This window comes from Scytonema sp. HK-05 (genome assembly GCF_963872035.1).
Classification (GTDB): domain Bacteria; phylum Cyanobacteriota; class Cyanobacteriia; order Cyanobacteriales; family Nostocaceae; genus Kalymmatonema.
In genome coordinates this window covers 39,134-49,961 of sequence record NZ_CAWMYC010000149.1, presented here as the reverse complement: position 1 = coordinate 49,961, position 10,828 = coordinate 39,134, and the positions used below count along the sequence as shown (strand labels likewise).

The following is a 10,828-nucleotide window of genomic DNA, read 5'->3' as shown; positions in this document are numbered from 1 at the left end:
ACAGTTAAGACAGTTAAGACAGTTAAGACAGTTAAGACAGTTAAGACAGTTAAGACAATTAAGACAGTTAATATAATTAAGATCAAAACACGCAGATACTAGCTTAGCTAGATGAGACAATTCAAAGCCAAACGAAGACGGGGTATTTTGCTGAGCAATGAAGGGTTACAGCGGTTGCAAGCAGCAATTTTGGCTATGGAAATGGCACAGAACAATGGCGATCGCTTCACCTCACCCAAACAATAAAACCGTTCCCCCTTAACCAAACAAGCGTGCCATTCGGTGAAAGGGAAAAGGGAGAAAACACGCTCTCATGATTTCCTTTACCCTTTACCCATTCCCCCTTAACCAAACTTACGTGTCATTCGTTTATAAGTACTGGGTGCGGAATCTGAGTCAATCCTCAAACAGGCGATCGCCTTTATGCAACCGATATGCAATTTGATATGTTTGGACTTGCGATCGCATGGTCGGTGAGTGTGCTGCTAAATACCTAGTCACAGCAACTAATACATGAATACCAGCAGGAGTTTGACCCAAAAAAGAATACTGACGGAAAGCCGCTTCGACTTCTTGAATGACATGAAATTCCCGATTTTCTCGTAGCATTAATTTACCAAGCATTGCTAGCAGTTTCTGCGAGTTGCCGCCACTATAAAGATATTGAGCAACTAACTGCCCTGCTTCATTCACCTGCTGTTGACGATTCAACAACTCCGGCAATTGTTGAAGCAATTCCTCGGGATTTTCAACTGGTTGTTTTGGTTCTGGAAGTCGGGCTGGTGGCACATTTAAAAAGCGGTTGAGATAGACACTCATTGCCGCATCAAATACACCTCGAAGTAACTCTAACGAGGGCACCCGGCGCAATCCTTGATGAACTGCATTGGCAAAGGTGAACGGATGGTGTGCTGTGTTCCAGTCTCCAAAGTCATTATTGGTATTGAATCGGGCAACACGAAGGGCGGCTGTGTATGTGACTACACCAGCTAATTGCTCTTGAGTGCAACCTTTTCTCAATGCAGTCAATAGCGCGTCGGCTATAGCTTGGGCATCTTCACCTAATAGAATAGGAACCAACTCTTCTCGACCTGACCAAGTTCCCGATTGCGATCGTCCTTCTTCCAAGGCAACTGGCAACTGTTCAAATGTAGACTCTAAAATTGCGACTAAATCCACAGGATAGCGCCAAGAATTCGACTCTTCCATCCGGGAGGCGTTTGCCAAGCTAGGAATCAAACTTGCTAAAACTTTCTCAGCACCCTGCCAATCAACAACATCGAGTGCTTCTAACGCCTTATTAATAAAGTCGAGTGTGTGACCGACATCAATATAGCGGTGGTCTGTCGCAGCAGCAAATAACATATCTGCAATCTGTTTCCTATCTGCACCCATCCGAATTGCAGAGATTAGGCAGCGTTCTGCTGCTTCACTATCGCGCCGTTCGATAAACTGGCGGAACCAACCTTTGAGAGTCTTGATGTCAACAGTGGAATTGGGCAATGGGTGAACCACAAAGTGAGGCGGTGCATCTCCACTGTCACGGGCGACAGCTGAAAGTCCTTGATAAAGGGCAAGCGGTCGGTCTTCTGCATCCAGATACGGCAGCAAGTTCATCATGCACGTATGAATGGTTAAGCCTGTACTCCAACCTTCCTTGTTGTAACGGGTGCCAAACTCTAATCCCATTTCAAAGGGTTCAGTAGCTTCTAGCCCCATGTCTAGTAGGGCAATGACAGATTTGGCAATCACGAGGGAAATGCCTTGTTCTAACCCATCCTGAAGCCGTTGGCATTGGTGTATATAAGAGTCAACTTGGGAAGTCAAATTCACCCACACCTCGCCATCGCGAATTTCTACAGGAAAGGCACGCACATCATCAGCCCAAGAATCGAACGTTCCCCCACTTGCAAGGTCAAAGCGAGCATAGTGCCAAGGGCAAGTGACAATACCATCTTTGCAAGTACTCCCGTGCAGGGGAAAACCCATGTGAGGACAACGGTTATCTATTGCATAGACCTTATTGTCAGAGTAGAACAGGGCAATGGTGTGTTTTTCTAAATTAACGAGCAAACTGCCTGCTGCTTGCACATCTGCAAGTTTGGCAGCACGAATGTATCTGTCTGTACCTGTTGTGGGTTCAAAAGTTTGAGTCATATGCGCCTGATGGGATAGGGGATGAGAAGCACAGGTGATAACTTCTACTTTCTACTCTGGCGAAATTTTAAGGGTTTGAGCAGAAAGTGACTCTAAATTTTGTTAAGTAGGTCAACAGCAGATCCCCCCAACTCCCCTTGAGAAGGGGGGCTTTATTTTTTCTTTTTTTTCTCGCAGTAAATCTACGGTGGTTGCCCACAATATGCATAGCCTAATGTTCCATTAGTGTAAACTACCCACACTGACCTTGCGGTACAGTGTGGGCTTTCAGTAGCCCTGAAGAGTCCGTGCTGAGATTACAGCACAGACCGTTCGAGCCTCCAGGCAGGTTTACAGACTGCCCCAATAACGCAATCATTTTCGCTCCGTTCAAATCAGCATCACACGACAACCCGCAATTACCGCATTTGAATCTTTTGTCAGAGCGCAAGCCGATATACAAGCATTGATAACAGGTCTGGCTTGTGTAAGCAGGAGGGACGACAACAACTTCCACTCCGTCTGTTAATCCCTTGTACTCCAAAAATACCCGCAACTGGTAGAACGCCCACGAGTTGCTTCTACGACGTTCAGTTTTGTTACGTGGTTTTTGGTTTGTCCTCTCACGGATACCAGTTAAATCTTCAATTGCTACAAGTGCTTGTTCACTTTTGGCTTGCTGAATGATTGTTTTAGAAATGTTGTGGTTCACCCACGCTTGAAATCGTCTCTCCCGCCCCGATAGCCGTGCCAAGACCTGACGACATCTACGTCGGCTAGACCTTGTGCGTGTGGAAGCTTTTCTTTGAAGAGACGCCCTCCTTTTTAAGGGGGTTAAGGGGGATGATCACGACTATCAACACATACAACCATCCTATTCCCCCCTTGAGAAGGGGGGCTAGGGGGGATCATCGTAAGAATCGGCATATGCCCAAACAAAAACGCCTACTCAACACAGATTTTCACTTACCCTACAACCCAGAACTTGTTGAAAGGGCAAAGGAACTTAGAAAAAACATGACACCTGCCGAGAATAAGCTGTGGAACGACTACCTGAAAACATCCAAATTTCGCGTTTTAAGGCAAAGACCAATTGACAATTTTATTGTTGACTTTTACTGTGCAAAGTTGAAATTGGTGATTGAGATTGATGGAGATAGCCATTTCACCATTGAAGGCAAAAATTATGATGCAGAAAGAACACAGATATTAGAAGGTTATGGACTAGAAGTGATAAGATTTACCAATAAGGATGTGTTAAACAATTTTGAAAGTGTGTGTCAGCAAATACAGGAGTTGATACGTCAAATCCTCGGTTAAGATCCCCCCAACCCCCCTTAAAAAGGGGGGCTTTATCAAGTCAACGCTTGCGTGTCTTTCTACACGCTACATCCCGCAGCTTATTATTTAGTAACTTCATGACTAAGTAGATTCGCTTAGTTTGTTATCTCGATAGATGGTAGGTTTCAAATACTCTAATTCGCCATTTTCCCCTGGAATCACTTTGTTTGCCGGATATTAAGCGTACCCAATGACAAACAGTTGTAAAATTTTATCCTGGATAGAAAAACAGTGCGGTATATCTAGAAGATGAAAAAATTTTTGGTGTCAGGTGCGTTGCTACTCTTGCTCCCTTTAACAGCTTGTTCCCCCAGCACATCTGGAAATTCTGGTACAGGTGCAAAAGAGGTAAAACCTTTGGTCACAGGGGCAATTCCCGATCAAGACCCGCAGAAGTTGCAGCGACAGTACACCAAGCTAGCCTCTTATTTACAAAAAGAACTGAATGTTCCTGTAGAATATAAACCCGTTACAGATTATACAGCAGCAGTCACAGCATTTAAAGTGGGAGATTTAGATTTAGTTTGGTTTGGGGGATTAACTGGTGTTCAAGCAAGGTTGCAAGTCCCAGGTGCAGAGGCGATCGCCCAACGTGACGTAGACGAAAAATTCCACAGCGTTTTCATCGCCAACAAAAAAACGAATCTCAAACCATTCAAAGACACCGCCGATCTCCAACAACTTAAAGGGCGTACCTTCACCTTTGGTAGCGAGTCTTCCACATCTGGCCGTTTAATGCCACAATACTTTCTTCAACAAGCTGACGTCAACTTAACAGATTTTAAAGGACAAGCAGGCTTTTCCGGCGACCATGACAAAACCATCAAACTTGTAGAAGCAGGAACCTATGAAGTCGGCGCTTTAAACGAAAAAGTTTGGCAAAAGCGCGTCAACGCCAAAGAAGTAGATTTAAATAAAGTAGAAGTTCTCTGGCGCACCCCTGCATACTACGATTATCACTGGGTACTCAACCCTCAAGTCAAACAGCGCTACGGTGAAGATTTCGGCAAAAAAGTGCAGAATGCATTGTTCAAATTAGACCCCAAAGTCCCAGAACAAAAAGAAATTCTCGACCTCTTACAAGCAGAAAAATTCATTCCCACAAAGAACGAAAACTACGCTCAAATCGAAAAAATTGGTCGAGAAATAGGTAAGATTAAATAGTTGCAATGCTGTTGCAAACAAATGGAAACAACATTCAAACTAGCAGATAACTTTGATACTAAACTTCTTATTCAGTTCATCCAAGAGTTTTACAAGTATGATGGTCATCCATTTGATGAAGCGACTGTTAGCACAGCTTTGGCAAAATTTTTAAATGACGATTCTCTAGGGCGAGTGTGGCTAATCCAACAAGATAGCCAAGTGATTGGATACATTATCCTGACATTTGGCTACAGTTTAGAGTACCGAGGACGTGATGCTTTTATCGATGAATTTTATATCCGAGAAAGTCATCGAGGACAAGGAGTAGGCGTGAAAAGCATACAGTTTATAGAAAGTGTATGTCCTTCTTTAGAGATTCATGCTTTGCATTTAGAAGTTGAACGGGAAAATACAATTGCACAAAGCTTCTATCGAAAGGTTGGTTTTACAGACCAAAATCGGTATTTGATGACAAAATGGATAGCAACCTGATCTCCCCTTAACGCACCTAACTACTTTTTGTAAATCTCTTGGCGTCCTCTCTTGTCTTGGCGGTTCAATGATTACTATGAACCCACCTACACCAATATTTGAACTCAAAAACGTCACCAAACAATTTGGAACCTTCCAATCTCTCAGTAACATCAACTTGCAAATCTATCCAGGTGAACGAGTCGCCCTTGTTGGTTCCAGTGGTGCAGGAAAAAGTACCTTAATTAGCTTACTCAACGGTACACTCCAACCCACACAAGGGGAAGTTTGGGTACTCGGTCGCAACCTTGCACATCTACGTCCCAAGTCTCTACGACAAATACAGCGGCAAATTGGTACAATTTACCAGCAATTTCATTTGGTTGACAACCTGCAAGTTATTCACAATGTCAACGCTGGGCATTTAGGACGCTGGTCATTTTTCAAAGCTGCTGCTTCACTCATTTATCCCTTGGAAGTGGAAACAGCGTTTAAAGCATTAGCGCAGGTAGGAATTCCTGAGAAGCTTTACGAACGTACAGACCGCCTTTCTGGTGGACAGCAACAACGGGTGGCGATCGCCCGTGTTCTCGTGCAAGATCCCGCTGCTATCCTTGCTGATGAACCTATTTCCAGCCTCGATCCAGAACGCAGCCGTGAAGTGATAAATTTATTACGCAGCTTAAATAAAAATACGGGTAAAACGCTCATTACCAGTCTGCACGCAATTGAATATGCCCGTAGTCACTTTCAGCGCCTTATTGGTTTGCGACAGGGACGCATTTTGTTCGATGCACCTGTTGAGGAGGTGTCTATAGGGATGGTGGAAGATTTGTATAGAATTTAACTGTATAAGCACAGGAGACGCGGACGAGGAGATGGGGAGAAGAAGGACACGGGGACACAAAGACGCGGGAACACGGAAAATGACTAATGACTAATTCAATATTGCCTAAACGACCTTCCTTTATTAACTGGCAGACTTTTTGGGGAGTGCTGTTTGTTTTGTCGGTGGTTTGGTCGTTGTGTGTGGCTGGTGTATTTCAGCCAGATTTGATGAATCAGGGGGGTTGGTATCTTGTTGTCCGCTTTGTTGTTGCTGCACTTTCACCGGATTTGAGTCCAGAATTTTTGCTGCTGAGTCTTGATGCGACTCTGAAAACTCTTGCTTATGCTGTTTGTGGCACGTTTTTCTGTGTGATTATTGGGTTGGTGGGTGGTGTTTTATCGACTGAGGTGTGGTGGAAGTCGATTTCATTTGGAAGTTTTCAAGCACCTTGGCTGATAGTACGGGCAATTTTAGCAGTCCCGAGAGCAATTCACGAACTGATTTGGGGATTGTTTTTTGTGAATATTTTTGGACTTGATCCACTGGTGGCGGTGCTGGCGATCGCCATTCCTTTTGGTGCTATCACTGCTAAAGTATTTTCTGAAATTTTGGATGAAACTCCCCGTGGTTCTTTACTTGCACTACTTAATAGTGGTGTTTCTCCCCTGAATGCTTTTGTCTATAGCCTCATTCCTCAGGCTTTCCCTAATCTACTTTCTTACGGCTTTTATCGGCTTGAGTGTTCAATTCGTGCTGCTGCTGTGTTGGGTATTATCGGTGCTGGTGGACTGGGTTATCAAATTTTCCTCAGTCTTCAGTCGCTGCGTTATGAGCAAATGTGGACTTTGATGTTCGCTTTGCTGTTGTTAAGTGGTGGAACAGATTTTTTGAGTGGGTTGTTGCGTCAGCGTTTGGGTGTCCCTAGTCGTTTGGATTTGAATGTTCTCAATTTGAAGCAGCGGAAAAACCAGATCCCGCCAACCCCCCTTAGGAAGGGGGACTATGATCCCCCATTTTCAAGGAGGGCTAGGGGGAATCATCAAGTCTTATCTGAACAGTACCGACGTGACCCAGTGATAACTTTATCCTTACTGGGCGGTGTTGTTCTACTTATATTTTCGTTCTGGTATGTCAAAGCCGATTTTACAAAACTCTGGGCACCCCGAACTGCTCAATTGTTGGCGGGAGTGTTTCACCACTTGTTCCCTCCGGATATTAGTCAGTTGAATCAAATGTTCACCCTTTCGGCGCAGACTTTAGCTATGTCGATTTTGGCAAGCACAGGCGCAGGTTTAGGAGGAATTTTGCTTTCTTTCCTAGCAGCGAGGGGAGACAAATCAATTCAAAATTCAAAATATGTCCGGAGGACACGCTACGCGAACAAAATTCAAAATCTCAAATCTGCTGTGACTCGTTTTGTGTTGCTTTTTGCCCGTGCTGTTCCAGAACCAATTTGGGCGCTGATCTTTCTGTTTGTGTTGTTTCCGGGGATTTTGCCAGGTGCGATCGCCCTTGCTATCCACAATTTAGGTATTTTAGGGCGTTTGATGGCAGAGGTGATAGAAAATTTGGATGAGCGACCTTTGCGTTCCTTGAAAGTTTTGGGTGCAACTCAATCTCAAGTCTTTCTCTATGGTATTCTTCCTCTGACTCTTCCGCGCTTCCTTGCTTACATCCTCTACCGCTGGGAAGTCTGCATTCGCGCCACGGTGATTGTGGGGTTGGTGGGTGCTGGTGGTTTGGGGCGTCTCCTCACGGAGCAATTGAGTAGTTTTGATTACAAAGGTTTGCTAAGCACCTTAATCGTTTTTCTTGGTCTTACTTTTGTGGTAGACATGATTAGCGCTTCAATACGGCGCTCTTTAAGGTGATATATATATTTTTTTTTACGTATTATCACGGTTTACCCCACTCCGTACGCGGGGTGGGGTTAGTTCATCGTTGATTTAACTAGACGTGAGTTCGATGTATCCTGATTTGACCCCTGTCCAAACCTCTCTGGTTGTAGGGGAGAGGCTTAAAAATCCCATTTTTACGTAGCTCCTCCCTCTCCTTGTAGGAGAGGGAGGTTGGGTGGGAGAGGTCCTGAGAACTCACGTTAACTAGCAGTCAAGTAAGCTTCTAATGCTTCGGAACCACCGATGAGTTTGCCATCAATAAACACTTGGGGAACAGTTGATGCACCAGTGACAGCTTTTAACGTGCGAGGTGTCACACCTTTACCCAAAACAATTTCTTCGTAATCAATGCCACGTTCTGTCAGCATTTCTTTAGCATGGGCACAGAAGGGACAACCAACTTTTGTAAACAAGGAAACTAAGTTAGGTTTCACTGCTTCAGGGTTGATGTATGCAAGCATTGTCTCTGCGTCAGAAACCTTAAAGGGATCGCCTGGTTCTTCAGGCTCAATGAACATCTTTTCAATCACGCCATCTTTCACCAACATGGAATAGCGCCAAGAGCGTTTGCCAAACCCTAGGTCTGTTTTATCCACAAGCATTCCCATGCCTTCTGTGAATTCAGCATTGCCATCGGGTATAAAAGTTATATTTTGTGCTTCTTGGTCCTTCGCCCATTCATTCATCACAAAAGTATCATTAACGGAGATACAGACGATATCGTCCACCCCATTGTCTTTAAAAACTTTTGCCAACTGGTTGTAGCCAGGAACATGAGTTGATGAGCAAGTGGGAGTAAACGCACCTGGTAGGGAAAAAACTATTACGGTTTTACCTGCGAATAAATCATCGCTTGTTACATTTACCCACTTATTATCCTGACGCAAGCGAAAGGTAACATTGGGAACTCTTTGTCCTTCTCGATTAGACAACATAAGTTTGGCTCCTTGGTGAATCTCCTCATTAATCATACTCATAACGAATACGAGTTAGCAAGAGCAAATGTCCTCAGTTATTCTAAAGCAATATACGGGCGATCGCCCAAAGGGTACTGGCAAAGCCAATCGCACAAAGTACCCGCCCCAAGGGAGCAATCGCCCAGCCGTAGCACGCAAGAGAGCGCGATCGCACAGAGTGCCCGCCGTAGGCGATCGCACCAAGCATCAAGTTTCTTCAGTACGAAATCGTACTGATCTTAATGCGGGTTGCAGTTATCTTGAAAGAATAATATGAAAAATAAATTCCGTTTGTCTTTGGACAGAAAGGCAGGCGAATATTGTCTGCTCTATTTAGCCATAATGTTTACCCTAGGACAAAGTATTTGGTACTAGCTATGTATAATCATTCTTTGCCGCTCAACGGTCTGCGAGTGCTCGTTGTTGATAGTGACCTTGATTCTAGAGTTTTGTTGACAATGGTGTTTGAAGAGTATGGCGTCGAGACGATCGCCGCAACATCGGCTCTTGAGGCTCTAGAAATCGTCAAACAAGTTAAACCAGACCTCCTGATCAGCGAAATTAGCTTGCCCAATGAAGATGGTTACTCGCTAATGCGGAAGCTGAGAGCCTCTGAGAACGCGCGACAAGTCGAAATTCCAGCAATGGCTCTGACAACATACAACAGCCAGGACGATCGCGCCCACGCCCTATCAGTCGGCTTTGAGAAGCACTTACCTAAACCTTTCGACATCGACGAGTTAATCACAACAGTTGCTTGCCTAACTAGACAAGTTGAATCGATGAGTTAATCACAACAGTTGCTTGCCTAACTAAATACGTTCAATGGGTGCTTATAGCATGAATGCCACTGCCTTTACTCAACAGGTCAAAGCGATGTCTGATCGCTTAGTACACCTGTATCAAGGGATCGACACATCCTCTTCACTACCGCTATCGGCTCTTTCTGAACTCGGCATTGCCTCTGAGCGACTTCAGCTAGCGGCAAAGATGCTGTACCAGCAGAATCAGCAGTTATCATTGGCTGACCAAACTGTGGAAGCTGAGCGCCAGCGCTACCAGGAGTTGTTGGAGTTTATCCCCGATGCTTGTCTGCTGACAGATGCAGCAGGAACGATTCAGGAAGCGAATCAAGCGGCTGCCAAGTTGCTTAAGCGCCAGCAATCTTTCTTAATTGGTCGGTCTCTAACCGCTTTGCTCACTCATGAAACTCGGCAACACTTTCAAACTCAGTTGCAGCGGCTGCAGCAAAGACCAGGGAAACAGGAGTGGCAGGTCCGTTTGCAGCCTGCTCAAGGTGTAGCGTTTGATGTCAGTGTCCTCGTAGAGGTCAACCGCCAACAAGCAAACCAACCGCTTACCCTGCGCTGGCTGTTGCGCCACGCGAGCGATTGCAACCAGGTCGAAGCACAAAAACAGCCTGACAGCAATACCGATTTGGGCTACCCTTTGCAGGTTTATCACAAGGGGGAAACAATTCCTTTAAACCCTGAGACGATTTGGCAGGTTCATTCAGGACTGGTGAAGCTAACAACGTTTTCTGATAGCGGTCAAGAGGTGTTGGTTGGGTTAGCAGGTGCAAAAGCCCCCTTTGGTTCTAGCTTGACTGCCCTGCCGCTCTATCAGGCAACTGCCCTCGCCGATACTCAGCTATGGTGCATTCCACTCACCGATTTCGCGACTTCTCCTGAACTCAAGCAGCAACTTTTACCTCAAATTAGCCAACGACTCAGACAAACCGAATTGCTAGTAGCGGTTTACGGACAACCACGAGTCGCAGACCGCTTGCATAATTTATTACAGTTGTTAAAACAGGAAATTGGGCAGCCTGTAGCGGATGGCACTCGGCTTTTGGTTCGTCTCACGCATGAAGACCTTGCTACTGCTTGCTGCACAACCAGAGTCACCATCACCCGGTTGCTTAAAAAACTACAGCAGCAAAAGAAGTTGAGCGTAGACTCCAAGCGTCACCTGATTTTAAACAATTTGTAGCAGACATTTCAGAAATTAGTATCGCTCAACACATTCTTTTTTTAAGAAAGCTGTTTTGC

The 10,828-nt window shown here is 45.0% G+C and carries 11 protein-coding genes and 1 pseudogene; 8 read left to right on the top strand and 4 right to left on the bottom strand.

The features are described from left to right. Positions 1-111: 111 nt before the first annotated feature. Positions 112-246: a hypothetical protein gene (locus tag AACT52_RS34670; RefSeq protein WP_272937130.1), complete on the top strand. Its 135-nt coding sequence runs from the start codon at positions 112-114 to the stop codon at positions 244-246. A gap of 150 nt (positions 247-396) precedes the next feature. On the opposite strand, the gene AACT52_RS34665 is transcribed toward AACT52_RS34670, so the two are convergent. Both AACT52_RS34665 and AACT52_RS34660 read right to left on the bottom strand, forming a co-directional pair. Continuing rightward, positions 397-2,157 (bottom strand): Rieske (2Fe-2S) protein, encoded by a 1,761-nt coding sequence (locus AACT52_RS34665; protein WP_073634976.1) that lies wholly within the window; start codon positions 2,155-2,157, stop codon positions 397-399. 232 nt (positions 2,158-2,389) lie between these two features. Then, positions 2,390-2,905: pseudogene (locus tag AACT52_RS34660) on the bottom strand (RNA-guided endonuclease TnpB family protein); the annotation flags it as partial. Positions 2,906-3,063: 158 nt separating this feature from the next. On the opposite strand from AACT52_RS34660, the gene AACT52_RS34655 reads away from it, so the two are divergent. From AACT52_RS34655 to AACT52_RS34635, 5 genes are all read left to right on the top strand, one after another. Next, on the top strand, positions 3,064-3,456 hold the full coding sequence (locus AACT52_RS34655; RefSeq protein ID WP_073634975.1) for an endonuclease domain-containing protein: 393 nt from the start codon (positions 3,064-3,066) through the stop codon (positions 3,454-3,456). A gap of 270 nt (positions 3,457-3,726) precedes the next feature. Then, entirely contained in the window at positions 3,727-4,641 is a 915-nt protein-coding gene (locus AACT52_RS34650) for a putative selenate ABC transporter substrate-binding protein (protein ID WP_073634974.1), read from the top strand. 21 nt (positions 4,642-4,662) lie between these two features. Further along, on the top strand, positions 4,663-5,115 hold the full coding sequence (locus AACT52_RS34645) for a GNAT family N-acetyltransferase (protein ID WP_073634973.1): 453 nt from the start codon (positions 4,663-4,665) through the stop codon (positions 5,113-5,115). Positions 5,116-5,191: 76 nt separating this feature from the next. After that, positions 5,192-5,941: a phosphonate ABC transporter ATP-binding protein gene (locus AACT52_RS34640; RefSeq protein ID WP_073634972.1), complete on the top strand. Its 750-nt coding sequence runs from the start codon at positions 5,192-5,194 to the stop codon at positions 5,939-5,941. A gap of 86 nt (positions 5,942-6,027) precedes the next feature. Next, on the top strand, positions 6,028-7,794 hold the full coding sequence (locus tag AACT52_RS34635; RefSeq protein ID WP_073634971.1) for a PhnE/PtxC family ABC transporter permease: 1,767 nt from the start codon (positions 6,028-6,030) through the stop codon (positions 7,792-7,794). 227 nt (positions 7,795-8,021) lie between these two features. Here AACT52_RS34635 and AACT52_RS34630 read toward each other — a convergent pair whose 3' ends face one another. Both AACT52_RS34630 and AACT52_RS34625 read right to left on the bottom strand, forming a co-directional pair. Beyond that, a complete protein-coding gene (locus tag AACT52_RS34630; protein ID WP_073634981.1) occupies positions 8,022-8,756 on the bottom strand; it encodes a glutathione peroxidase in 735 nt (244 codons plus the stop codon). 82 nt (positions 8,757-8,838) lie between these two features. Beyond that, positions 8,839-8,985 carry a hypothetical protein gene (locus AACT52_RS34625; RefSeq protein ID WP_158054892.1) on the bottom strand — a complete coding sequence of 49 codons (147 nt, stop codon included), beginning with the start codon at positions 8,983-8,985 and terminating at the stop codon, positions 8,839-8,841. A 169-nt stretch (positions 8,986-9,154) separates the two neighbouring features. On the opposite strand from AACT52_RS34625, the gene AACT52_RS34620 reads away from it, so the two are divergent. Beyond that, a complete protein-coding gene (locus AACT52_RS34620) occupies positions 9,155-9,568 on the top strand; it encodes a response regulator (RefSeq protein ID WP_073634970.1) in 414 nt (137 codons plus the stop codon). A 34-nt stretch (positions 9,569-9,602) separates the two neighbouring features. After that, positions 9,603-10,769, top strand: coding sequence for a PAS domain-containing protein (locus tag AACT52_RS34615; RefSeq protein WP_233154141.1), 1,167 nt, complete (start codon positions 9,603-9,605; stop codon positions 10,767-10,769). The last annotated feature ends 59 nt before the right edge of the window (positions 10,770-10,828 follow it).